The sequence below is a fragment of the Rhodococcus sp. ENV425 genome, from assembly GCF_002887785.1.
Lineage (GTDB): Bacteria > Actinomycetota > Actinomycetes > Mycobacteriales > Mycobacteriaceae > Rhodococcus > Rhodococcus aetherivorans.
In genome coordinates, this window is record NZ_PCZU01000209.1 from 1 (window position 1) to 24,313 (window position 24,313).

Below are 24,313 nucleotides of genomic sequence, written 5' to 3' on the forward strand. Positions count from 1 at the left end.
CTCGGCACACGCCTGACGCGGCTGTCGCGCGCGCTGCGGGCCCGCGACCCGGAACTCGCCCTCGCCGCGGCGGGCCGGGCGGTCCCCGACTGGGCGGGCGGCACCCGGCTCGGCGAGACCCTGCGGGCGTTCCTGGACCGGTGGGGCCGTCGTGGGCTCGCGCGCGGTGCCGTCGTGGTGATCTTCTCGGACGGCTGGGAACGCGGCGATCCCGGCCTGCTCGCCGAGCAGCTCGCCCAGCTGCGCCGCCTCGCCCGCGCCGTGCTGTGGGTCAACCCGCACGCCGGGGCGGCCGGGTACGAGCCGGTGCAGTCCGGCATCGCGGCCGCCCTGCCGCATCTCGACCGTCTGCTCGCCGGGCACAGCCTCGCGACGCTGCAGGAACTGCTGGAGGAGGTCCACCGTGCGTGAGGTTCTCGACGAACTCGACCGTCGCTACCGGGCCGGCGACACCGTCGCCTTGGGAACCGTGGTCTCGACGTTCCGTTCCGCGCCGCGCGCACCGGGCGCGGCGATGCTCGTCGCCGGCGACGGCACCGTGACCGGCAGCGTCTCCGGCGGTTGCGTGGAGGGCGCCGTGTACGAGCTCGCCCAGCAGGTGATCGAGGACGGTGTGCCCGTGTTGCAGCGGTACGGCGTGTCCGACGACGACGCCTTCGCCGTCGGGCTCACCTGCGGCGGCATCATCGACGTGTTCGTCGAACGGGTGGACGTCGCCGGATTCCCCGAGCTGGGCGAGGTCGTCGCGTCGGTGCGGGCCGGGGAACCCGTCGCGGTCGCCACCGTCACCGAGCATCCCGATCCGGCGTGGGTTGGTCGGCGCATGGCGGTGTGGCCGGATCGCGCGCACGGGGCGCTGGGGTCGGCGCGGGCGGACGACGCCGTCGCCGACGACACGCGGGGTCTGCTCGCCGCGGGCCGGACCGCGACGCTGCACTACGGGCCGGACGGGCAGCGCCGCGGCGAGGGCATGTCGGTGTTCGTCCACTCGTTCCAGCCGCCGCCGCGGTTGCTGGTGTTCGGCGCCATCGACTTCGCGGCCGCCATGGCACAGCTCGGCTCGTTCCTCGGCTACCGCGTGACGGTGTGCGACGCGCGGGGCGTGTTCACCACCGCCGCCCGGTTCCCGGCCGCCGACGAGGTGGTCGTGGACTGGCCGCACCGCTACCTCGCCGCCGAGGCGGCCGCGGGGCGCGTCGACTCGCGCACGGTCGTCACGGTGCTCACCCACGACCCGAAGTTCGACGTGCCGCTGCTCGAGGTGGCATTGCGGCTCGACCTGGCGTACGTCGGTGCCATGGGGTCGCGGCGGACGCACGAGGACCGGTTGGCGCGCCTGCGCGAAGCGGGGATGACGGAGGACGAGCTGGCGCGGCTGTGCTCCCCGATCGGCCTGGATCTGGGGGCGCGCACTCCGGAGGAGACCGCGGTGTCGATCGCGGCGGAGATCATCGCGCTGAAATGGGGTGGCCGGGGTGAGCACCTCGCCCGCACCGAGGGCCCGATCCACGCCCACGAGGACAGCGCGGTTCCCGGGCAGTAGGAGCTGCCCGGGGCGGCCGCGCTCAGCCCTCGGCGACGACCCGGAACTTCTCGAGCGAGGTGTCGGTCGCGTCGGGAATCACCATCCCGGCGTTCACGCCGCTGCGCAGGTAGTCGACGACGGCGTCGTCGAGCCGCTCACCCGGCACGACGGCGGGAATGCCCGGCGGATAGGGGGTGATCTGCTCGGCCGCGATGCGCCCGGCGGCCCGGCCCGCGTCGACCATCTCCGCCCTGCCGAAGAACGCGTCGCGCGGCGACATCACCGAGTCGAGCTGCAGCTCGCCGGGGCTCGGCAGATACATCTTCGGCGGCGGATCGAACGACTCCGCGGCCTGCGACAGCGACTCGAGCGCCGCGACGAGCCGGTCCGTGGTGCCCTCGTCGTCCGCCATGGAGAGGGTGGCCAGGATGCGCCGGTGATCGGTCATGCCGAGGTCGAGCCGGCAGTGCTCGCGCAGCCAGTCGCTGCACTGATAGCCGGAGACGCCGAGTTCGCTCACGTCCAGGAGGATCTGCAGCCGATCGAGATCGTGCGAGGCCTCCTCGCCGAGCAACCGGTCCTCGAGGACGGTCGGCCCGTCGATCGCGGCGATCCGGTCGCGGGTACGCCGAGCCAGCTGCAGTGCGTCACCGAGCAACTCGGCGCCGTGCTCGACCATCTGCCGGCGCCACCCGTCGATGGCCGAGTAGATCATCACGTTCGGGCTCGTGGTCATCAGCAGGTCGGCACAGGCCGACAGGTGCGCCCCGTCCACCAGGTCGCCTTGTAGGTGGTACACCGATCCTTGCTCGAATCCGGCACCCATCTTGTGGACGCTGACCACGCAGATGTCGGCGCCGGCGTCCATGGCCCAGGTGGGCAGGTCGTCGTGGAACGGCAGGTGCGCGCCCCACGCCTCGTCGACGATGAGGGGCTTGCCCCGCTCGTGGCAGACCTTCGCGATGCCCTCGAGGTCCGCGCACGTGCCGTAGGGGCTCGGGCTGACGATCAGCGCGCCGGCCGCATCCGGGTACTTCTCCCACGTCGCGCGCACCTGGTCCGGCGACGGCGGATGGGAGAAGTGCATCTCCTCGTCCCACCGGGGTGTGATCCAGCGGGGCGTGACGCCGCTGAAGATCAGCCCGGCGACGATCGACTTGTGCGAGTCCCGGCCGACGAGCAGTCCCCCCGGATCGTTGCCCGCCACCGCCATCATCGCGGCCTTCACCGACAGGGAGCTGCCGCAGGTGGAGAAGAACGCCTGCTCCGCTCCGACCGCCTCGGCCATGAGCTGCTCGGCCCGCGACAGGTAGCCGTTGCCCGACTTCCGGTCGTCGAGGCCGCCCGAGGCGAGCACGTCCGAGCGGAACGTGTCGAGCCCGAGGACCTTCTTCACCCGCGGGTCGGCACCGCGGCCTTGGCGGTGGCCGGGCGGAGAGAAGCCGTAACGGTCGAGCCGGTGGTACTGATCCAGTGCATCCAGCAGGGGAGTTTCGGACTGATCCATGCCCGGGGGGTACCCCGCACGCGGACCGAAAATGCCCTGCCGCGGGTCGGCTTCGCGAGTCGGATTCCCCCGTCCCGCCGCCACCCGCGCGGGAACGAGGTTGTTCCGCCACCGATTCGGCGAATCGGCGTATTCGGTGGTCATCGTTGGAGCACAGTGTCAGTGAACACTTCTCGACGATCTTGGATCCCGGATGTTCCCGGCATTGGAGGCCCGATGCGCATCACTGTCACCGTCGACGGGACGACCTACACGGACGAGGTGGAACCGAGGCTGCTGCTCGTGCACTACCTGCGCGACCGGCTCGGCAAGGTCGGCACCGTGGTGGGCTGCGACACCAGCAACTGCGGTGCCTGCACCGTGCACCTCGACGGCCGCAGCGTCAAATCCTGCTCGGTGCTCGCCGTGCAGGCCGACGGTGCGGAGGTCACGACCGTCGAAGGCCTGTCCCGCGACGGCGTGCTGCACCCCGTCCAGCAGGCATTCCACGACAACCACGCACTGCAGTGCGGCTACTGCACGCCCGGCATGATCATGTCGACGATCGACCTGCTCGAGGAGAACCCCGATCCCGACGAGCACGAGGTGCGGCTGGGTCTCGAGGGCAACCTGTGCCGCTGCACCGGCTACCAGAACATCGTGCGGGCGGCGCTGGACGCGGCGCAGAAGGCCCGGGCCGCCGAACTGCAGACGGACAACACGACGGCAGGAGGCGGGCGATGACCAGCACCGTCGAACCCGAGATCGGCCAGTCGCGGCGGCGCAAGGAGGACGAGCACCTCGTCACCGGGCGCACCCGCTGGACCGACAACCTCGTCCTCCCCGGGATGCTGCACATGGCGATCCTGCGCAGCCCGTTCGCCCACGCCCGCATCACCTCGATCGACACGTCGGAAGCACGGCAGAGACCCGGCGTGGTGGCGGTGCTCACCGGCGCGGACGCCTCGCCGGAGCAGGGCAGCCTGCCGTGCGCGTGGGTGATCACCCCCGATATGAAGATCCCGCCCGCGCCGTCCCTGGCCGTCGACACGGTCAACTTCGCCGGGGAGGCCGTCGCCCTCGTCGTCGCGCGCAGCGCCTACGAGGCCCACGACGCCCTCGAGGCGATCGACGTGGACTACGACGAGCTGCCCGTGGTCCTCGACCTGGCGATCGCCGCCCGCGACGGCGCCGACCTCGTGCACCCGGACCTCGGCACCAACGTCAGCGCCACCTGGACGTTCGACTCCGCCGAGGCCGGCACCGGCGGCGACGTCGAGCAGGCCATCCGCGACGCCGAGGTCGTCGTCGAGCGCACGTTCCGGCAGCAGCGGCTCATCCCGGCGTTCATGGAACCGCGCTCCGTCGTCGTCGACCCGACCGGGCCGCAGATCACCGTGTGGTCGGCCACGCAGATCCCGCACATCCTCAAGATCATGCTGGCGATGACGCTGGGCATCCCCGAGCACAAGCTGCGGGTGATCGCACCGGACGTCGGCGGTGGTTTCGGCGGCAAGCTGCAGGTGACCCCGGAGGAACTGCTCGCACTGCTCGTCGCGCGCCGGCTCGGGAAACCGGTCAAGTACACCGAGACCCGCAGCGAGTCGATGGTCGCGGCGCATCACGGCCGCGACCAGATCCAGAAGCTCACCCTCGCCGCGCGCCGCGACGGCACCGTCGTCGGCCTGAAGGTCGAGCTGCTCGCCGACATGGGCGCCTACCTGAGGCTCGTCACCCCGGGCGTACCGATCCTGGGCGCGTTCATGTTCAACGGCATCTACAAGTTCGGCGCCTACCACTTCTCGTGCACCAACGTGTTCACCAACAAGGTGCCCACCGACGCCTACCGCGGGGCGGGCCGGCCGGAGGCGACGTTCGGGATCGAACGGATCATGGACGAGCTCGCCGCCGAGCTGTCGATGGATCCGCTCGAGCTGCGCGCCAAGAACTGGATCCGGCACGAGGAGTTCCCGTTCGACACCGTCGCGGGCCTGACGTACGACTCGGGCAACTACGAGGCGGCCACCGCGAAGGCCCGCGATCTGTTCCGGTACGACGAGTTGCGCCGCGAGCAGGAGGAACGCCGCCGCCGGCAGGACCCGGTCCAGCTCGGCATCGGGGTGTCGACCTTCACCGAGATGTGCGGCCTGGCGCCGTCGCGGGTACTCGGCTCGCTCAACTACGGGGCGGGCGGCTGGGAGCACGCCGCGATCCGCATGCTGCCCACCGGCCGGGTGGAGGTGGTCACCGGTTCGTCGTCGCACGGGCAGGGCCACGAGACGGCGTGGAGCCAGATCGTCGCCGACCGGCTCGGAGTGCCGTTCGAGGACATCGAGGTGCTGCACGGCGACACGCAGACCTCGCCGAAGGGGTTGGACACCTATGGATCCCGGTCCCTCGCCGTCGGCGGTATGGCCGTGGTCAAGGCCGCGGAGAAGGTGATCGCGAAGGCCCGCCCGATCGCGGCGCACATGATGGAGTGCTCGGAGGACGACCTCGAGTTCGCCGAGGGCCGGTTCCGGGTCCGGGGTACCGAGAAGGCCGTGGGCATGAGCGACATCGCGCTCGCGGTGTTCACCGCGGCCGACCTGCCCGAAGGCATCGAGCCGAACCTGGATTCCGAGGCCACCTACGACCCGGACAACTTTTCGTTCCCGCACGGCACGCACCTGTGCGCCGCCGAGGTGGACACCGAGACCGGGCAGGTGCGCATCCGCTCGTACGTGTGCGTCGACGACGTCGGGCACGTCGTGAACCCGCTCATCGTGGAGGGGCAGGTGCACGGCGGCCTCGCCCAGGGCATCGCGCAGGCCCTGTACGAGGAGGCCGTCCACGACGAGTCCGGCACCCTGCTCAGCGGTTCGTTCGCCGAGTACCTGCTGCCGTCGGCCGCGGACCTGCCGACGTTCACCACCGACCGCACCGAGACCCCCGCCACCGGAAACCCGCTGGGCGTCAAGGGGGTCGGCGAGTCCGGCACGATCGCCTCCACGCCGGCGGTGGTCAACGCCGTCCTCGACGCCGTGCGCCACCTCGGCGTGCGGGACATCGAGATGCCGTGCACCCCGATGCGGGTGTGGCACGCCGTCGAATCAGCTCGGCAATCGGCTCAGGGAGGCGCCCGATGATTCCGTCGACGTTCGACTACGTCGCGCCCACCACCATCGACGAGGCCGTCGCCGCGCTGGCCGCGGCCGGGGAGGACGCCAAGATCATCGCCGGCGGGCAGAGCCTGATGCCGGTGCTGCGGCTGCGGTTGGCCGCCCCCACCACGCTCGTCGACCTCGGGCGCGTCCCCGACCTGCGGGGGGTGCGCGAGGACGGCGGCGACCTCGTGATCGGCGCGATGACCACCCACCACGACGTGATCCACGATCCGCTCGTGCGTGAACACGCGCGGCTGCTCGCCGAAGCCACGAGCACGGTGGCCGACCCGCAGATCCGGCACCGCGGCACCCTCGGTGGGGCCCTGGCCCACGCCGATCCGGCCGGGGATCTCGGCGCGCCGGTGCTCGCCCTCGAGGCCACCCTCGTCGCGGCCGGACCGTCGGGGCGGCGCAGCATCCCCGTCGCGGAGTTCTTCGACGACTACTTCACCACCACCCTGCAGCCCGAGGAGATCCTCGTCGAGGTGCGGATCCCCAAGCTCACGGGATGGGCGGCGCGGTACGAGAAGTTCAACCGGGTGGCCCACGCCTGGTCGATCGTCGCGGTCGCCGCCACCGTGCAGACGGACGGCGGCACGATCCGTCAGGCCCGGGTGGCGCTGACGAACATGGCGGCCGTGCCCGTGCGGGCGCACGCCGTCGAGCAGGCCCTCGTCGGGCAGCCCGCGACGGCGGACACCGTCCGTGCCGCCGCCGAGCAGGCCACCGAGGGCACCTCACCCATGAGCGACGGCAACGCCGACGCCGACTACCGCCGCCAGCTCGCGCGGGTGCTCACGCGCCGTGCCGTGGCGACGGCAGCGGACGTCGCCTGAGCACACACTGGAGACGAACCATGCAACTCGAACACCACATGTCCGTGCCGGCACCCATCGACGAGGTGTGGACGGCACTGCTCGACCCCGAGAAGGTGGCACCCTGCATGCCCGGCGCCACCCTCACCGGCGTCGACGGCAACACCTTCACCGGCACGGTGAAGATCAAGATGGGACCGGTACAGCTGCTGTACAAGGGCACCGGGGAGTTCGTCGAGACCGACGAGCAGGCCCGCCGCGCGGTCATGGAGGCCGCCGCGAAGGACTCGCGCGGCAACGGCACCGTGAACGCGACGTTCACGATCACCCTCGTCGGCGACGGCGACCGCACCGAGGGCACCGTCGTGACCGACCTGTCCATCACCGGCAAGCCCGCCCAGTTCGGGCGGGGCATGATCTCCGACGTCGGCGGCAAGATCATCGAGCAGTTCACGGCGTGCCTGGCGGACAAGCTCGGTGGCCCGCCCGCCCCGGTGCCGACGCCGGAGGCCGCCGCGCCCCCACCCCCGGCGGGCGGGGCCCCGGAGGTGACCCCGGCCGTGCCGGTGACGGCGGCACCACAGCCCACCGAGGCCGCGCCGCTGGACCTGATGCAGTACGCCCGCGGGTCCGTACTCAAGCGCGTCGGCCCGGCAGTGGCCGTGTCGGCGCTGGTGGCCCTGATCGTCTACCTGCTGCTGCGGCGCCGCCACCCCTGAGACCGCCTGTTCGCCCCTCCCCTCCTCGAGCGAATGTATCGTTCCGTCGGCCTGATCGAGTGAGCGATACATTCGCTCGGCACGGGCGGGCCGACGGAACCGGCGCCGATCACTGCAGCAGCCGCCAGATCCGGTCGCGGGAGAGCGGCAGCTCGTGCGGCCGGACCCCGATCGCGCGGCGCACCGCGTTCGCCAGCGCGGGCGCCACCGGGTTGAAGGGCGCCTCGCTCATCGACTTCGCGCCCATCGGGCCGAGCGCGTCGTAGGTGTCGGCGAAATACACCTCGGTGCGGGGCAGGTCGGCGTACTGCGGAATGTGGTAGTTCCGCAGCGCATCGGTGACGACGCGGCCGGTGGCGTCGGTGACGAGTTCCTCGTACAGCGCGACCCCGATCGCCTGGGCGGCGCCGCCCTCCACCTGGCCGCGGCACTGCTCGGGGTTGACCACGACGCCGGCGTCGGCGGCCTGCACCGACTGCAGGATCCGCAGCTCGCCGGTGCGCACGTCGACGGCGACGCGGAAGGCCTGCACGTTGAACGACAACGAGCGGGGCAGGCCGCCGTGGCTGCCCTCGGCCCGCAGCGTGCCGCCGGCCGCGTCGAGCAGTTCGCCGGGGGCGACGAGGCGGCCGCCCGCACGCACCCCGTCCGCCTCGGGCACCGCGTCGTCGGGGTCGGTGCCGGTGATCTGTCCGGCGAGTTTGACCATCCGCCGGCGCAGTTCCCGCGCGGCGGCGAGCAGCGCCTTGGCGGCGACGACCGTCCCCGACGATCCGTACGCACCGGTGTCGTGGGTGGTGACGTCGGTGTCGGACTGGCGGATCCGGATGCGGTCGGGGTGGGTGGCCAGCTCGGTGGCGGCGATCTGGGTGTGCACGGTGGTGGTGCCGTTGCCGAACTCGGCGGTACCGACCCGCGCGAGATAGGTGCCGTCGCGCAGCAGTTCGACGGACGTGTCGGCGACGTGCCCGCCCGGCGGGTTCGACGCGATCATCGCCAGGGCCATGCCCTCACCGACGCGCCACTGCGGCCCGGCCGGTTCCCCGGCACCGCCTCGGCGCATCGCGTCCTGCACCAGGTCCAGGCACTGGTCCAGCCCGTAGCTGCCGAAGATCAGATCGCCGCCCTCCGGGTGCGCGCCCACCAGGTCGTCGCCGGGCACGACGACGTTGCGCCGCCGCAACTCGTACGGGTCCATGCCGAGTTCGACGGCGAGCTCGTCCATCGCCGACTCGATTGCGAAGATGATCTGCCCCAGCCCGTAACCGCGGAACGCGCCGGAGGGACGATTGTTGGTGTACACGGCCTGGGCGTCGACCCGCTTGTTCGGGCACCGGTACACCTCGACGGATTCGCCGCATCCGTGGAACATCACTCCCGCCGAATGGTTTCCGTAGGCGCCCGCGTCGGAGAGCACATCGATCGCCAGGGCGGTGAGGACGCCGTCGGCACCGGCCGCGACCGTGACGTCCACGCGCATCGGATGCCGGCACGGCGCGACGGTGAGCTGATCGGTGCGGGTGAACTCCCACTGCACCGGGCGTCCGGTGCGCAGGACGGCCGCCGCGACGACGTCCTCGGCGAGCATCTCCTGTTTGGCGCCGAAGCCGCCGCCGACGCGCGCGGCGAACACCCGTACCCGATCGCGGTCGAGACCGAAGATGTGGCACAGCTCGTCGCGGACGAGGAACGGCACCTGCGTGGAACTGCGGATCACCAGGCGGCCCCCGGTCGCGAGATCACCGCTGCCGTCGATCCACCCGATGGCGCCGTGGGTCTCGAGGTGGGTGTGCTGCACGCGCTGCGTCTGCCACCGGCCGCGCACGACGGCGGCGGCCGCGGCAACGCCGGCGTCGACGTCACCGACCTCGCCGTGCAGTTCGGCGACGAGGTTGCGCGACGGATCGGCGATGCGGTTCTCGGGTCCCTTGTCCGCGTGCAGCAGCGGAGCGCCGGGCCGGCGCGCCTCGTCCGGGTCCAGGACGTACGGCAGCACCTCGTATTCGACGGCGAGCAGGCGACATCCCTCCTGTGCGAGCGCCGGGGTCTCGGCGACGACGGCCGCGACCCGCTGCCCGTGGTGGCGCAGGATCCGGTCGAACAGCACGGTGTCGTCGGGGTCGTCGTCCCGGTGTTCGTGGCGGGCCGTGGAGTACGCGACGGCCGGGGCGTCGCGGTGACAGAGCACCGCGTGCACGCCGGGCAGTGCCTCGGCGGCGGTGGTGTCGATCGAGACGATCCGTGCGTGGGCGTGCGGGCTGCCGAGCACGGCGACGTGCAGCGCACCGGCGACGGTGGTGTCGAAGGTGTAGGGCTCGGCGCCGGTCACCACCCGCGCGGCGGCCGGGGCACGCAGGGACCGCCCGCAGGAGGGCCCGGGCGCGGGCGCCTCCACGTTGGTGACGCCGCGCAGCGCGTCGTCGACGGATCGGTAGCCGGTGCACCGGCACAGGTTCCCCTTGAGCCGGTTCGGCAGGTCCGTCAGATCGTCGTCGGTCAGGGTGGCGGCGGTGACGATCATTCCGGCCGTGCAGAATCCGCACTGGAACCCGGCGGCGTCGACGAACCGCTGCTGCAGCGGATGCAGATCGTCACCGGTACCGAGGCCGGCGACGGTGGTCACGGCGTGGCCCTCGGCACGCACGGCGGGAAAGACGCACGAGTGCACCGCCTCTCCGTCGACGAGGACCGAGCAGGCGCCGCAGTCGCCGGCGTCGCAGCCCTTCTTGACCTCGAAGTGGGCGTGCTCGCGCAGCAGCGTGCGCAGGCACTGTCCCGGCCGGGGGTCGGCGTCGAGTTCGCGGCCGTTGACGGTGAACCTCACGACAGTTCCTCTCGGATCTCGTCGGCCAGGACGGCGGTGACGGCGCGGCGCCAGTCGGCGGCGCCGTGCGCGTCGGTGAAGTACGCGTCGGCCGGCACACCGGTACGCAGCGCGTCGGCGAGTTCGCCGGGCGTGGGTGGCTCGGGGAATCGGAACACGTAGGGCCGCACGGTCGCGGCGGTCACCGACAGCGTGAAGGCGCCGTCGGGGCCGACGCGGCCGATCACCACCGCGCCGGAGCGGCCGAGTGGGGCGAGCGCGATCTTGCGGAACGCGGTGCGCGACGCCAGCGCCGCCGCGGGGACGTGCACGCTGCGCAGCACCTCGCCCGGCCCGAGCAGATTCGTTCCGTTTCCGGTAACGAACTGCTGCAAGGGAATCCGTCGCTCCGCGCCGTCCGGCGCCCAGATCAGGGCGGTGGCGTCGAGCGCCGTGGACAGCGAGATCATCGCCCCCGCCGGGAACGCGAGGCAGACATTGCCGCCGACGGTGGCGCGCTTCCAGATCTTCCACGAGGCGAGCAGTGCCGCCGCGCACTGATGGAACAGCGCTGCGCTCGGCCATGTTTCGGTTCCCGACAGCGCGGCGAGGCGTTCCACGGTGCAGGTGGCCGCGATCTCGAGACCCGCGTCGGTGACGGTCAGAGCGGGCCAGCGCAGCCCGGACAGGTCCAGCAGCCGGCGCAGGTACGGCTGCGGCTCGGAGAACAGCCACGTCCCGCCGCCGACGAACGCCGTAGCAGCGTCGGCGACGAGATCCTCTCGGGTACAGGCTATGTCGTATGCGGTCACGGTGTGCAGGTCCATGCGCTCACCCCGCCTTCGCCACCAGGGCGTCGTGCGCGGCGGCAACCTCCGCGGCCACCGACGTCTCGTCGACGGTGCGCACCTCGTCGCGGCGCACCACCTCGCGACCGTCGATCAGCAGCAGCTCGAGCGGCGGCTGGGAGCCGAGCACGAGCGCGGCGACGGGATCGGTGATGCCCGCATGGGCGAGCGTGTCGATCCGCCACAGCGCGAGGTCGGCGAGCTTGCCGACCTCCAGGGAGCCGATCTCGTTCTCCCGGCCGAGGACCCGCGCCCCGCCGACGGTCGCCAGTTCCAGGCTCTGCCGGACCGTCATCGCGCGCGGCCCGCTGCGGGCCCGGGCGAACAGCGCGGCGTGGTGGGCCTCCTCGAGCATGCAGCACGACTCGTTGCTCGCCGCCCCGTCGACCCCGAGACCGAGCGGTACCCCCGCCGCGTACAGGTCGGCGGCGCGGGCGATGCCGGCACCGAGGCGGGCGTTGGACGTCGGGCAGTGCGCCGCGCCCGTGCCCGAGGCGGCGAGCACCCCGATGTCGCGGTCGTCCAGGTGCACGGCGTGCGCGTACCAGACGTCGGGGCCTGTCCAGTCGAGCGACTCCATGTACTGCACCGGATTGCAGCCGAACCGCTCCATGCAGAAGTCCTGCTCGTCGAGGGTCTCCGCGAGGTGGGTGTGCAGCCGCACCCCCAGATCGCGGGCGAGCACCGCGGACTGCTTCAGCAACTCCGTGCTCACCGAGAACGGCGAGCACGGTGCGAGCGCGATCCGCAGCATGGACCCGAACGACGGATCGTGCCACCTCTCCACGGCCCGTTGGCTCTCGACGAGGATGGTGTCGAGGTCCTCGACGACGTGGTCCGGCGGCAGGCCGCCCGCGCTCGCGCCGAGGTCCATGGATCCGCGGCACGGGTGGAACCGGACGCCGACGTCCGCGGCCGCGGCGATCTCCGCACCGAAGACGTCGCCGCCGTCGCGCGGGACCACGTAGTGGTGGTCGGTGCTGGTGGTGCAGCCGGTGCGGACGAGGTGGGCGAGGGCGCCCTTCGCCGCGACGTGCACGGCGTCGGCGTCGATCCCGCCCCAGACGGGGTACAGCGTCGTCAGCCACTCGAAGAGGGTGTGGTCGACGGCGAGGCCTCGGGTGATCCACTGGTACAGGTGGTGGTGGGTGTTCACCAGGCCGGGCGTCAGCACACAGCCGGTGCCGTCCACGAGGGTGGCGTCGGCGTAGCCGCGCGGCTCGCCGGCGCCCACGGCGACGATCCGGTTGCCCTCGACGACGACGTGCCCGCGCCGGTACTCGGCCCGTCCGGCGTCCATCGTCACCACGTGCGCGCCCTGGATCACGATCGGCCGGGTGGTGTTCGGCTGCATCGGCGTTGCTCCTCACGCTCGTCGACGCTCCCAGTCAACGCCCCGGAAACCGCAACATCCCGGTCGGCACACACGAAACGGAACCGAAATATCGGCTTCGTATTGTGCGATCGTCCAAACCCGTCACCCGGAGGTGAACGCCGTGCTGCTACAGGATGTCCTCGACGCACCGGAGCTCGGAATCCGCCTGCTGCACGGCGACTCCGATGCGCTCACCCGCCCGGTGCTGCGGGCGTGCACGACCGACATGCCCGATCCCACCCGCTACGTGAGCGCGGGATCGTTGGTGTTCACCGGCCTCGTCTGGCGGCGCACCGCGGCGGACGCGGACCTGTTCGTCACGCTGCTCGCCCGCGCCGGGGTCTCCGCCCTCGCCGCCGGGGAGGCGCTGCACGGGCAGGTGCCGTCCGACGTGGTCGAGGCCTGCGTCCGGCACGGGATACCGCTGCTCTCGGTGCCCGAGGAGGTGCCGTTCAGCCGGGTCATCGAGTACATGACCGGCCGGATGGCCGGGGCGCGGATGGACCGGTTGCAGACCGGCCTGGCCCGGCAGCGACGGCTGCTCACCGCGGTCGCCGACGGGTGCAGCCTCGACGAACTCACGGACCGGACCGCCCGGGAGTTCGGGGTGTCGGCGTGGCTGCTCACCGCCACCGGGATGCCCGTCGCCGGCGCCGATCCCCTGCCCGACGAGGATGTCGACGCCCTCACCAGGACCGCGCTGACCGCCGATCGCCTGCCCGCCGAGGTGGCGGGGGGATACACGGTGCTGCCCGTCGGTTCGGGGCTCGCCGACCGGATCGGCTCGTGGTACCTCGTGGTCCGGCACGCCGGCACCCCGGAGGCGGAGTGCCTCGACGCCTTCGGCGAACTCGCCGCGGTGGCGGCCCTCGACCGGGTGCGGCGGGAGGAACGCCGCCGGCTCGGGTGGGAGGCCGCGGACCGGACGCCCCCCGGGGGCGACATCGACTGCGGCAGATCACCGGTCGCCGTGGTGGTCGACCGTGCCCCGGCCGGCACCCCGGAGCAGCGCGCCGCGATGCGGGCCGCCGTGCAGGACGCGTTGTCCGGCGCCGTCACCACCGTCGACGTCGCCGGGCGCGTCGTCGCGCTGGTCGACGGCGACGAGTCCGAGGTGGTTGCCGCGCTGCGGCGGCGCCTGGGGCGCCTCGCTCCCGCGCTGGCCCGGACTCGCCTACTCGTCGGTGTCAGTGCCTGCGGCACAGGCGAATCCGTTGACGGCGCGGTGCGCTCCGCGGCCGCCGCCGTCGCCGCGGCGCGCGGCGACGCGGGGGCGGTGTGCGTGCGGGCGGCCGAGCTCGATTCCGCGCTCGGGTTGTTCACCGCCGTTCCCGATCAGTTGCGCCGCGCGTTCGCCGGGCGCATCCTCGGGCCCGTGCTCGAGCACGACCGGCGCACCGACGCCGGGCTGCTCGCCACCCTCGAGGCGTTCCTCGACTGCGACGGCTCCTGGCGCCGCACGGCGGACCGACTGCACGTGCACCTGAACACGGTCCGCTACCGGATCGGCCGCGTCGAGGCACTCACCGGCCGCGACCTCGGACGCATCGGCGACCGGCTCGACGTGTACCTCGCCGTGCGCGCCCTGGCATGAGAGCGGCCCGTCAGACGGCGCCGGTGTAGGCGTCCCAGGCGATCCCGGCGTCGGGGGCGTCCTCGCGCTGCACCGTCGCCTGGATGAGGCCGTAGGGCCGGTCGTCGGCGTGGAAGACCTCGTTGTCGTTGACCACGCCGAACCGCTCGAGGTCGTAGACGAAGTGATGCTTGTTGGGGGCCGACAGCCGGATCTCGGCGACGAACGGGTACTTCTCGAGCACGGCGCGTCCCATCTCGAAAAGAGTCTGCTGCAGTGCTTTCGACTGAAGGTTCGCGAACCGCTCGAGCATGGTCGCCTTGATCCCGGCGTAGGTGGCGTCCCAGTCGACGTCGGTCGTGGTGAACCGCCACCTCGCGACGAGGCTCGTCGCCATCACCCGGTCGCGAGTCGGCTCGAGGACCGTGTACGGATCGGTGAGGAACCCGGCGAACTCGGAACCGGTGGACTTGAGTACGACGAGGTCCTTCAGCCCGCCGATCACCCATTCCCGGCGCGCCCGGCCGGAACCCTGGACGGTCACCGCGGCGGTGCGTACCTCGGAGCCCTTCCGGGTCCAGGTGTGGTCGTGCCCCACCCCGTCGACGGCGACGCGCTCCCAGGCGTATTCCTCGATCTCGATGCGAGCCGAGTGGACGGGTTCGACGTCGTCGACGAAGTGCCGCGCGAGGGCGAGGGCGTAGGTCTCGACGAACTCGACGCCCTTGGCGTAGGCGTAGATCGTCTGCTTCTGGGTGTCGGTGGGCAGGACGGTGCCCTGGTCGCCCTCGAGGTGCGCGGCGCCGAAGTCGCCGCGCAGGCAGGACGAGACGTTCATGTCGCGGATCTCGTGCCGCGGGGTGTCGCGATGGATCCGCACCACGCGGTTCTCGGCCTTGCCGTACTGGTGCGGTCCGAGAACGATCTTGCCGGTCAGTTCGGTCATGGGGTCAGCTCCCGCGGTAGGTGGAGTAGGCGAACGGGGACAGCAACAGCGGCACGTGGAAGTGATTGCCGGCCACAGAGATCCGGAAGGTGACGACGACCTCCGGATAGAAGGGGACGATGTCGCGCTCGGCGAACCAGTCGCCCGTGCCGAAGGTGAGGGTGTAGGTGCCGGGCGGCAGGGGCTCGTCGGTCAGTGCGCGGATCCGGCCGTCGTCGTCGGTGCGTCCCGTCCCGAGGACGCTGCCGTCCGCGCCGGCCAGGGCGACGTGCACTCCGGCTGCCGGAGTCCCGGTGGTGGCGTCGAGCACGTGCGTACTGAGGGTGCTCATCGCCCGCCCCCGCGGGATGCGAGGTCGGCCTCGTCGAGCACGAGACGTTCGAGCCGGAGCCGGGTGATGTCGGCCAGGGCGGAGCGCACCTCCGCGGCCTCGGTGGCGGGATCGTTGCCGAGGCGGCGGTGGAGGATGTCGAGCAGCTCGGCGGCGGACCGCCCGGCCGCGCGCACGAGGTACACGTGCCCGAACCTGTCCTCGTAGGCACGGTTGCCGGCGGCGAGGGCGGCAAGGATCCGGGCGTCGGCGGTGGCGACGGCCGACTGCTCCCGCTGCGACGACGCGCTCTCCGAACGTTCCCCGATGCGCGGATGCCCGGCCAGGGCCTCGGCCCGGCCGTGGTCGTCGAGACCCGCGATCGCGACGGACACGGCGTCGAGCAGGGCCGGACGGTCGCCGTACGGGCGTCCAGCGGCCACCCGGGCGGCCCAGGTCGCGCCGGCGCAGCAGGTCGTCAGCAGCGCGACGGCCTCGGGTTCCGGCAGGGCGTCGAACTCGGCGACGGTGTACGGCACGGGAGCCTCCTTCGTTCCGGTGTCTCCACCCTCGCGCAGGCGGGGCGGCTCCCGGGGTGCCCGCAGCTACAAAGTCGGCCGCGGTCCGGCGGAGGGGTTTGGACGATCATCCAGGGCCGCGGTCCGGGCCGACCGCCACCGATCGACCGCCCGGAATGAAACCGGCGGCGACGGAGGTTGGACCCGGCGTGACGGATTCGACGAAGGCAGAGAACACGACGCAGACTCCCCCGCTCGGCCGCTTCGGCGTCTGGCGGCACGCGACCGGCCTCCCACCGGAGACCGGAGCCGAGATCGAGAAGCTCGGCTACGGCACCATCTGGATCGGCGGTTCGCCGCCCGCCGACCTCGAGGTGGCCGAACGCCTCCTCGACGCCACCGAGAACATCGTCGTGGCCACCGGCATCGTCAACATCTGGACCGCCCCCGCCGACGAGATCGCGGCCTCCTACCACCGGCTCGAGGAACGCCATCCCGGCCGCTTCCTGCTCGGTGTCGGCGTCGGCCACCCCGAGGCGCACGGTGAGACGTACCGCAAGCCCTACGCGGCCCTGGTCGAGTACCTGGACGTGCTCGACCGCGAGGGCGTGCCCGAGGCGCGGCGGGTCCTCGCCGCGCTGGGACCGAAGGTGCTGAAGCTGTCCGCGGACCGGGCCGCCGGAGCCCACCCCTACCTCACCACCCCCGAGCACACCCGCGAGGCGCGCGCCGTTCTCGGCCCGGGCGCCGTGCTCGCCCCCGAGCAGAAGATCGTGCTATCCACCGACGTCGCCACGGCCCGCACCATCGGCCGCAAGGCCGTGGCCAACCCGTATCTGAAGCTGCGCAACTACCGTGCGAATCTGGAACGCACCGGCTTCACCGCCGAGGAACTCGACAACGACGGCACCGACCGGGTCGTCGACGCGCTCGTCGCGCACGGCGACGCGGAATACATCGCGTCGCGTCTGCGGGAGCACCTCGACGCCGGGGCGGACCACGTCGCGGTCCAGGCCCTGCCGATGCGGGACGACCCGGTTCCGGCCCTGCGGGAGGTCGCCGCGGCGCTCGGGCTCTGAGGCCCGGAACCGCGACGACTCACCGCTCTACGCCCCGGATCCGGACGCAGCAGAACCCCGGTTCCGGGGCGAGTTCCGCGCAGAGCCGGTCGGTCCCGAGTCCGGCGACGACCCCGTCGAGCAGGGCGAGGTTCATCCCGCAGACCAGTTCACGGTGCTCGTTCGCCAGCCGGTCGAACGGGCAGTTCGCCAACCGCATCTGCCCGTCGCCGGACAGGCGCGGCTCGTAGCCGTGCCGGGCGAGCAGCCGCGCCATACGTTCGAGGTCGGTACCTCCCGCGTCCATAGGACCGGGCACCGTTCCGGCGGGCACGGCCGGGGTGGCCGCATTCGCGGCAATACGCCGGCCGTGCTCGACGGCAGCGGTCCGCACCGCCTCCGCGATGGGCACCGAGTCGCGCATCGACCGCTCGATCGCGGCCGCCAGAACCTCCCCGGCGAGGTCGTAGCGCCGCTCGGGCAGGGAGATCGACAGCTCGCGCGACGAGCGCCGATAGAGCTTCGACGGCCGTCCTGCACCCGGGCCCGTCCGCCCCGAGAGCCTGCGGTACTCCGTCTCGAGCAGGCCCTCCTCCACGAGCCGGTCGAGGTGGAACCTCGCTGCGTGCAGCGGCAGGCCTACCGCGGCCGCAGCCTGCTCGCGCCCGACCGCGTCCGTTTGTGCGGCGACGTAGCGGTAGAGGGACCTTCGAGCCGGGTCTGCCAGCGCACCGATCCCCGACGCCTGTTCGGCGAACTCGTCCTGCACGATTCCCCCTTCTAAAAGAGAAACTTCTTGACGTAATCTACGTCACACTTCTAAAATCAAATCTACTCTCTCTTAGAAGTCAGGAGACTTCGATGAGCCACACGCCCACCTCCCCCACCACGCTCCACTCCACCCCGGCCGGCACGAACGCCGGCGCCCGCCAGGCATTCGTCCTTCTCCGGACCGTGTTCACGGTGGCCCCGATCGCCTTCGGTCTCGACAAGTTCGCGAACCTGCTCACCGACTGGGAGCGCTACCTCGCACCCTGGATCGACGACCTCGTCCCGGGCACCGCCCACCAAGCCATGCTCGCGGTCGGCGTGGTCGAGATCCTCGCCGGCATCGTCGTCGCGATCAGACCCGCCATCGGCGGCTACGTCGTGGCCGCATGGCTGCTCGGCATCATCGTCGACCTGGTCACCCTCGGCGGCTACCTCGACATCGCGCTGCGCGACTTCGGATTGGCGGTCGCCGCCCTCGCCCTGGCCCGGCTGGCCACCGCCCCGGTGACTCGCCGCGGACCCACCCCGGGCACATCGTGAAACCGAGCCGCCGGTTCACGGACGTCCGACGGCGACCGTGGACCGGCGGCAGCGACCTCCCCACCGAAAGGTGACTCCGCCATGGACTGGGCCGGATGGGCGCTCTTCGGATCGGTGGCCACCACCGCCCTGACCGCAGTCATGATCGCCGCCCAACTGGCCGGTTACAGCCGCCTGGATCTGCCGCTCGTGCTCGGCACCGTCGTCACCGCCGACCCGGATCGTGCCCGGGTGGTCGGATTCTTCATCCACCTCGCGATCGGCCAGGCCTTCGCACTCGGCTACGCCGCCACCTTCGCGCTGCTCCACCGGGCGACGTGGTGGCTGGGCATGCTGCTCGGCCTGCTGCACGTCGCGGTCGCCTTGACGGTCCTGCTGCCACTACTGCCGGGCGTGCATCCGCGCATGGCCTCCCATCGAGCCGGGCCGCGGAGCACCGCGGTCCTCGAACCACCCGGCCTGCTCGGCCTGAACTACGGTGCGCAGACCCCCGCCGTCGCCGTCGCCGCCCATCTCGTCTACGGCACCGCACTCGGCCTTCTTCTCCAGGTGCGCTGAAATGACTTTCAGGATGACCGATTTCGACGAGAGTGGCATCGAGGACAGGGCGGGCACGCAGACCCGGATCGGGGACTACGGCCTGCTGGGCGACACCCGCACCGCGGCCCTGGTCTCCGGCGACGGATCGCTCGACTGGCTCTGCGTGCCCCGCTTCGACGGAGATCCCGTCTTCGGCCGACTCGTCGGCGGAGCGCCGGCGGGGCGGTTCCGGCTCGGGCCCGAGGGGCATGCCACCGTCGTCCGGCGCCGCTACCGCACGCACACCGCAACGCTGGAAACCACCTGGGACCTCGGCAACACCCGGCTCACCCTGAGCGAGGCGATGATCGCGGAGGTGGCCGGACGGCTGCTCCCGGCGACCGTCCTCGTGCGTCGCCTCTCCGTCGAGGGCGAAACTGCGCGCGCCGTCGTCGAATTCGATCCGAGGCTCGGTGAACGCCACCACCCCCCGAAGGTGCGGCGCGGTCCCGACCTCGTGTGCGAGTGGGGCTCGCTCGCCCTGTCCCTGGCCTGCGACTCCGGCACCCCGATCCCGCCGGGCCGGCCGACCTCGATCCTCGTGACCCCGCGGCATCCGGTCACCGTCGTCCTGACTGTGGCCCACCGCGAGCCGCTGATCCACCTCCCTCCCTCCGCGGCCTGGGAGCTCGTGACCGAGGACGAGGCACGCTGGCGGGCGTGGACGGCGGAGATCGCTCACGATCTGCCCTGTCGTGAGGCCGTCGTGCGAAGCCTGCTGACGCTGCGGCTGCTCACGTATTCCCCGTCGGGGGCGCCGATCGCCGCCCCGACGACGTCGTTACCCGAGTGGCCCGGCGGGGTCCGGAACTGGGACTACCGCTACGCCTGGCCGCGCGACGCCAGCATCGGCGTCGCAGCCTTCCTGGGCGCGGGCAAGGTCGACGAGGCACGCGGGTTCCTCGGATGGCTCCTGCACGCCAGCCGCCTGCAGCGGCCCCGCCTGCCGGTCCTGTTCACCCTCGACGGCCGGCACGCCCCCGCCGAACGCACCCTGCCGGGATGGCCGGGCTTCGCGGGCAGCGTACCCGTGCGGCTCGGCAACGACGCGGCCGATCAGCATCAGCTCGACGGCTACGGCTGGGTCGTCGACGCCGCATGGACGTTCGTCCGCTCCGGTCGGCCGCTGAATTCGGAAACCTGGCGCATGGTAAGGGGATTCGCCGATCACGTCTGTGCACGGTGGCGTGACCCGGACGCCGGCATCTGGGAGATCCGGGGCGACGCCGACCACCACGTGCACTCCAAGATGATGGCCTGGCTCGCCCTCGACCGGGCCCTGCGCATCGCCGAGACCCACCGCCTGTCCAGCCGTCGTCGCCGGCGCTGGCTCGCGGCGCGAGACGACCTCGCCGACGAGGTGCTCGCCCGCGGCTTCGACCGGATCGGAAATCGGTACACCCGCACCTACGGGTCGCGTGACATCGATGCCGCCCTGCTCGTGCTCCCCGTCCTGGGCATGGAGGATCCGGACTCGCACCGGGTGCGCGGCACGATCGACGCGATCCGCAGCGAGCTGTCGGCCGGAGGCCCTCTGCTCTACCGATATCCCCCCGGACAGGACGGGCTGCCCGGCGTCGAGGGCGCGTTCCTGCCGTGCTCCTTCTGGCTGGTCCAGGCGCTGGCCTTCACCGGCCGGCGGACCGAAGCCGGGGAACTGTTCGAAACGCTGCTGCGGCGCGCCGGCCCCCTCGGCCTGCTCCCGGAAGAGGTGGACCCGGGCACCGGCGCCTACCTCGGCAATTACCCGCAGGCGCTCACCCATGCCGCGGTGGTACAGGCCGCCCTCGCCCTCCGGGCTCACGGGGGAAGCGGATGAGCGGGGCCTCCGGGACCTTCTCTCCCCGGCTCCGGTGTGGAACAGTTTCCTCATGGCGATCCTCACGATCGCAGGCGTCGCGACAGCGGTGAGCGCATTCGCCTTCTACCGCCGGTGGCACCTGCGGTGGGGAGCGACGACCGCCGAGCACGCCGGTGCGATGCCCGGAGACGACATCCTCTCCTCGGCGACGTTCACTGCGACCCGTGCCCTCACGATCGAGGCGCCGGCCGAGTGCGTGTGGCCGTGGATCGTCCAGGTCGGCTACAACCGGGCCGGCTTCTACTCCTACGACCGTCTCGACAATCTGGGGCGGCCCAGCGCGACGACGATCGATCCGCGCCTGCAGTGCATCGAGGTCGGCGACGTGGCGGCGCCGATGGCGAGTCGGGCCACGGCGGCGACGTCCTTCCGGGTGCACTCCTTCGATCCGGGGCGCTGCCTCGTCTGGGCGAAGCCGGATTCGACGTGGTCGTGGCGCCTCGATCCCATCGACGACGGGCGACGGACCCGGCTCGTGAGCCGGTTGAAGGCCTCCTACCGGCCCACGCCGTCGCTTCCGCTCACCGTCGCGCTGATGGAACTGGCCGATTTCCCGATGATGCGCAGGATGCTGCTCGGCATCCGGGAACGCGCCGAACGCCTCGCCGGAGACGATCCCGCCTGCTCCCGGCAACGTCTGGAGGACACATGACTCGTACGACCGGCGACCTCGGCATGCTGCGGGCCGCGATGGAGGGCCCGGTTCTCGGACCCGGCGACGCGGACTACGACGAAGCGCGCACGGTGTGGAACGCCGACATCGACCGCCGCCCGGCCGCGATCGCACAATGCCGGAGCACCGCCGACGTGAAGGCGGCGATCGCCTACGCGACCGAGCACGGAATGGAGATGGCCGTGCGCGCGGGTGCGCACAGCACCGCGGGCGCCTCGGTCGTCGACGACGGCCTGGTGATCGACCTCGGATCGATGGATCACGTCGTCGTCGACCCGGAGAGCAGGCGAGTACGGGTCGGCGGGGGCGCCCTGTTGCGTGACCTCGATGCCGCCACGCAGGCCCACGGGCTCGCCGTCCCGGCCGGTCTGATCAGTCACACGGGCGTCGCGGGACTGACGCTGGGCGGAGGAATGGGCTGGCTCACCCGGCAGGCCGGATTGAGCATCGACAACCTCGAGTCGGCCGAGGTCGTCACTGCCGACGGCCGGATCCTGCGTGCCGCCGAGGACGAGAATCCGGACCTGTTCTGGGCGATCCGGGGCGGCGGCGGCAACTTCGGGGTGGTGACGGAGTTCGAGTTCCGCCTGCACGAGGCCGGCCCCGTCGTGCAGTTCGGGCTCCTGTTCTGGGGCCTGGATCAAGGCACCGAGGTGTTGCGGCTCGCCCGGGAGGTCATCGATACGCTGCCCCGCGAGCTGAACATTGTGATCGCCGGCGTGAACGCCCCACCCGCCCCGTTCGTGCCCGAGCAATACCACCTCCAGCCCGGCTATGCCTTCCTCGTCACCGGTTTCGGAGCACCGCAGACGCACGAGGACGCGCTGGCGCGGATTCGGCGCGCTCTGCCACCGCTGTTCGAGTTCGTCACGCCGATGCCCTACGTCGACGTGCAGCAGCTGCTCGACGAGGGCAACGCGTGGGGCTTCTACTGCTACGACAAGGGTTGCTACGTCGAAGATCTCTCCGACGATCTGATCGCGACAGTCGTCGATGTCGTGCCGCAGAAGAACTCGCCCCTGTCGCTCCTGTTGTTCTACCGGCTGGACGAGGCGTACTGCGAAACGAGGGAGGACGACACCGCTTTCGGCGGCGGACGGACGCCACGCTTCGCCGTCTTCATCGTCGGCGTCTGTCCCGATCCCGGTCTGCTGCCACCGGAGCGGGCCTGGGTGCGGTCCGTCTGGGAGGCCCTGCGCCCGTATTCGGTCGGCATCGGCGCGTACGTCAACTCCATGGCCGAGTTCGAACAGGACCGGGTGCGCGCCGCCTACGGCCCCACCAAATATGCCCGACTGGCCGAGATCAAGGCGAAGTACGATCCGCACAACGTCTTTCATCGGAACGCCAACATCGTTCCCGATGTACGGCGCGCGTGACACCGACGGATGACCGCCCCACGTCCGGTGGGACGTGACCGGGCGACTACTCCCCCGACGGCCGATACGGATCGGTGATCTCACGGAGCAGGGTGAGCGCCTCGCGCAGCTGCTTCATCCGGCGCGCACCGAGATGCTCGGTCCACTCGGCCTCGATCCGCGCCTCCTCGGCCCGGGCGACGTGGCCGGCCTCGGCGCCGCGCGGAGCGATCCGCACGAGTCGCGCGCGGGCGTCGGTGGGGTCGACCGTGCGTTCGACGTAGCCGGCCCGCTCGAGCTGGTCGACGAGGAAGCTGGCTGTCTGCTTGGCCACCTGGGCCTGTTCGGCGAGAACTGTCAGCCGGGTCCCACCGGGTCCGATCCGGGCGGCCACCCGCGCCTGGGCGAGCGTGATGTCGTCGTAGCCGGCGCGCCGCAGCGCCGCGAGAATGCGGTTCTCCGCCGAGCGCTGGGCGATGAACATCAGCACGGCGGCACTGAGGTCCTCGGCCATCATCCTCCCTTGCCGATAGTCCGATCATCGAACTATATTGGTACCAACATCGTACTGATTGTGCCCGTCCGGGAGGTGCGATATGACCGGCGAACCGATCGCCGGGGACTCGATTCCCCGCGGCCACGACGCCGTGCGCGTCTTCGAGGGCGCGGGTGCTGTCCGGCTTCGCGGACGTCTTCGAGCTCGAACGCACCAGGACCCGGCCACCGGTGTTCCGCTGAGACGGAAGGCTCCGGCGATGAACGACGACGAGGTGTGGGCCGCGATCGACAGCGAGCGACGACGCACGGCCGACCTGCTCGGGCAGCTGTCCGACGACGAATGGGTACAGCCGTCGCTGTGCGACGGCTGGACGGTACGCGACGTCGCGGCCCACCTGACCCTGCAGCAGCTGACCGTCGGGGACTGCGTCCGGATGGTTCTGCGTCATCCCGGCCCGCTGAACTCGATGATCTGCGCCGCCGCCCGCCGACGGGCGACCCTGCCGACCGACCGGTTGATCGCGGACCTGCGCGCGACGATCGGTTCCCGCCGCCGCAACGTGGGGCTGACCAGCCTCGAGCCCCTGAGCGACATCCTCGTGCACGGCCAGGACATCGCGATCCCGCTGCACCGCGACCTCGAGATGCCGGTGACCGCGGCGGCCGCGGCGGCCACCCGCGTGTGGTCCTTCGGCGGCAGGGGCAAGGCCCGGGTCTTCCGCTCCCTTCCGCTGCGCGGCTACCGGCTCACCGCCACGGACGTCGAATGGTCGGCCGGGGAGGGGCCGGAGATCCGGGGGCCGATCTCCGCGATCCTGTTGCTGCTCACCGGCCGCCGCGTGGCGCTGCCCCTGGTGTCCGGGCCGGGCGCGGACGAGTTGCGCGCGCGGTTGCCGGCCGGGTGATCAGGT

At 71.8% G+C, this 24,313-nt stretch carries 23 protein-coding genes; 14 read left to right on the plus strand and 9 right to left on the minus strand.

The genetic code is table 11. The annotated features are described in order from the left end of the window. A partial coding sequence (locus CQZ88_RS17250; protein WP_146034325.1) for a VWA domain-containing protein occupies positions 1-411 on the plus strand: 411 nt, incomplete at its 5' end. Then, the gene (locus CQZ88_RS17255; protein ID WP_006944119.1) at positions 404-1,543 is read left to right on the plus strand and encodes an XdhC/CoxI family protein; all 1,140 of its coding nucleotides are present in this window, start codon (positions 404-406) and stop codon (positions 1,541-1,543) included. The genes CQZ88_RS17250 and CQZ88_RS17255, both read left to right, overlap by 8 nt. A 22-nt stretch (positions 1,544-1,565) precedes the next feature. On the opposite strand, the gene CQZ88_RS17260 is transcribed toward CQZ88_RS17255, so the two are convergent. Continuing rightward, complete coding sequence (locus tag CQZ88_RS17260) at positions 1,566-3,032, minus strand: aminotransferase class I/II-fold pyridoxal phosphate-dependent enzyme (protein ID WP_006944120.1); 1,467 nt, start codon at positions 3,030-3,032, stop codon at positions 1,566-1,568. Positions 3,033-3,248: 216 nt separating this feature from the next. On the opposite strand from CQZ88_RS17260, the gene CQZ88_RS17265 reads away from it, so the two are divergent. The 4 genes from CQZ88_RS17265 to CQZ88_RS17280 are packed head-to-tail and all read left to right on the plus strand — an operon-like array spanning position 3,249 to position 7,691. After that, positions 3,249-3,755, plus strand: coding sequence for a (2Fe-2S)-binding protein (locus CQZ88_RS17265; protein WP_006944121.1), 507 nt, complete (start codon positions 3,249-3,251; stop codon positions 3,753-3,755). Next, a complete protein-coding gene (locus CQZ88_RS17270) occupies positions 3,752-6,139 on the plus strand; it encodes a xanthine dehydrogenase family protein molybdopterin-binding subunit (RefSeq protein ID WP_102800086.1) in 2,388 nt (795 codons plus the stop codon). The genes CQZ88_RS17265 and CQZ88_RS17270 overlap by 4 nt, the downstream gene beginning before the upstream one ends. Beyond that, entirely contained in the window at positions 6,136-6,993 is an 858-nt protein-coding gene (locus CQZ88_RS17275) for a xanthine dehydrogenase family protein subunit M (protein WP_043796811.1), read from the plus strand. The genes CQZ88_RS17270 and CQZ88_RS17275 overlap by 4 nt, the downstream gene beginning before the upstream one ends. 20 nt (positions 6,994-7,013) lie before the next feature. Then, positions 7,014-7,691, plus strand: a complete 678-nt coding sequence (locus CQZ88_RS17280) for an SRPBCC family protein (protein WP_006944129.1) — start codon at positions 7,014-7,016, stop codon at positions 7,689-7,691. A gap of 109 nt (positions 7,692-7,800) precedes the next feature. On the opposite strand, the gene CQZ88_RS17285 is transcribed toward CQZ88_RS17280, so the two are convergent. Genes CQZ88_RS17285 through CQZ88_RS17295 form a run of 3 tightly spaced genes read right to left on the minus strand, consistent with a single transcriptional unit; the run spans position 7,801 to position 12,696 of the window. Further along, entirely contained in the window at positions 7,801-10,515 is a 2,715-nt protein-coding gene (locus CQZ88_RS17285; protein ID WP_102800087.1) for a molybdopterin cofactor-binding domain-containing protein, read from the minus strand. Next, positions 10,512-11,321 (minus strand): xanthine dehydrogenase family protein subunit M, encoded by an 810-nt coding sequence (locus CQZ88_RS17290; protein WP_006944137.1) that lies wholly within the window; start codon positions 11,319-11,321, stop codon positions 10,512-10,514. Before CQZ88_RS17290 ends, CQZ88_RS17285 begins: the two co-directional genes overlap by 4 nt. A 4-nt stretch (positions 11,322-11,325) precedes the next feature. Beyond that, positions 11,326-12,696 carry an 8-oxoguanine deaminase gene (locus CQZ88_RS17295; protein WP_006944138.1) on the minus strand — a complete coding sequence of 457 codons (1,371 nt, stop codon included), beginning with the start codon at positions 12,694-12,696 and terminating at the stop codon, positions 11,326-11,328. A gap of 142 nt (positions 12,697-12,838) precedes the next feature. On the opposite strand from CQZ88_RS17295, the gene CQZ88_RS17300 reads away from it, so the two are divergent. Then, on the plus strand, positions 12,839-14,311 hold the full coding sequence (locus tag CQZ88_RS17300; RefSeq protein WP_029546639.1) for a PucR family transcriptional regulator: 1,473 nt from the start codon (positions 12,839-12,841) through the stop codon (positions 14,309-14,311). Positions 14,312-14,321: 10 nt separating this feature from the next. On the opposite strand, the gene pucL is transcribed toward CQZ88_RS17300, so the two are convergent. From pucL to uraD, 3 genes are read right to left on the minus strand one after another with little or no spacing between them, the layout of a single operon-like run. Then, entirely contained in the window at positions 14,322-15,236 is a 915-nt protein-coding gene (gene pucL / locus CQZ88_RS17305; protein ID WP_065923315.1) for a factor-independent urate hydroxylase, read from the minus strand. Between the two features lie 4 nt (positions 15,237-15,240). Further along, positions 15,241-15,567 (minus strand): hydroxyisourate hydrolase, encoded by a 327-nt coding sequence (uraH, locus tag CQZ88_RS17310; protein WP_006944145.1) that lies wholly within the window; start codon positions 15,565-15,567, stop codon positions 15,241-15,243. After that, entirely contained in the window at positions 15,564-16,085 is a 522-nt protein-coding gene (gene uraD / locus CQZ88_RS17315; RefSeq protein WP_065923314.1) for a 2-oxo-4-hydroxy-4-carboxy-5-ureidoimidazoline decarboxylase, read from the minus strand. Before uraD ends, uraH begins: the two co-directional genes overlap by 4 nt. A gap of 155 nt (positions 16,086-16,240) precedes the next feature. Between uraD and CQZ88_RS17320 the strand changes: the two genes are divergently transcribed. Continuing rightward, entirely contained in the window at positions 16,241-17,143 is a 903-nt protein-coding gene (locus CQZ88_RS17320) for an LLM class F420-dependent oxidoreductase (protein ID WP_029546642.1), read from the plus strand. A 19-nt stretch (positions 17,144-17,162) separates the two neighbouring features. Here CQZ88_RS17320 and CQZ88_RS17325 read toward each other — a convergent pair whose 3' ends face one another. Further along, complete coding sequence (locus CQZ88_RS17325; protein ID WP_065923313.1) at positions 17,163-17,891, minus strand: metalloregulator ArsR/SmtB family transcription factor; 729 nt, start codon at positions 17,889-17,891, stop codon at positions 17,163-17,165. Between the two features lie 92 nt (positions 17,892-17,983). Here CQZ88_RS17325 and CQZ88_RS17330 point away from each other — a divergent pair, with 92 nt between their 5' ends. The 5 genes from CQZ88_RS17330 (at position 17,984) to CQZ88_RS17350 (ending at position 22,925) form a co-directional block, all read left to right on the plus strand. Beyond that, a complete protein-coding gene (locus CQZ88_RS17330) occupies positions 17,984-18,433 on the plus strand; it encodes a hypothetical protein (protein ID WP_006944152.1) in 450 nt (149 codons plus the stop codon). Between the two features lie 81 nt (positions 18,434-18,514). After that, the gene (locus CQZ88_RS17335) at positions 18,515-18,991 is read left to right on the plus strand and encodes a hypothetical protein (RefSeq protein WP_006944153.1); all 477 of its coding nucleotides are present in this window, start codon (positions 18,515-18,517) and stop codon (positions 18,989-18,991) included. A 1-nt stretch (position 18,992) separates the two neighbouring features. Beyond that, a complete protein-coding gene (locus CQZ88_RS17340) occupies positions 18,993-20,831 on the plus strand; it encodes a glycoside hydrolase family 15 protein (protein ID WP_084648704.1) in 1,839 nt (612 codons plus the stop codon). 52 nt (positions 20,832-20,883) lie between these two features. After that, the gene (locus tag CQZ88_RS17345; protein WP_006944155.1) at positions 20,884-21,525 is read left to right on the plus strand and encodes a hypothetical protein; all 642 of its coding nucleotides are present in this window, start codon (positions 20,884-20,886) and stop codon (positions 21,523-21,525) included. Then, entirely contained in the window at positions 21,522-22,925 is a 1,404-nt protein-coding gene (locus tag CQZ88_RS17350) for an FAD-binding oxidoreductase (RefSeq protein ID WP_029546646.1), read from the plus strand. The genes CQZ88_RS17345 and CQZ88_RS17350 overlap by 4 nt, the downstream gene beginning before the upstream one ends. 46 nt (positions 22,926-22,971) lie before the next feature. On the opposite strand, the gene CQZ88_RS17355 is transcribed toward CQZ88_RS17350, so the two are convergent. Then, positions 22,972-23,418, minus strand: a complete 447-nt coding sequence (locus tag CQZ88_RS17355) for a MarR family winged helix-turn-helix transcriptional regulator (RefSeq protein WP_080688420.1) — start codon at positions 23,416-23,418, stop codon at positions 22,972-22,974. Positions 23,419-23,659: 241 nt separating this feature from the next. On the opposite strand from CQZ88_RS17355, the gene CQZ88_RS17365 reads away from it, so the two are divergent. Next, complete coding sequence (locus CQZ88_RS17365; protein WP_029546648.1) at positions 23,660-24,307, plus strand: maleylpyruvate isomerase family mycothiol-dependent enzyme; 648 nt, start codon at positions 23,660-23,662, stop codon at positions 24,305-24,307. Positions 24,308-24,313: the final 6 nt, after the last annotated feature.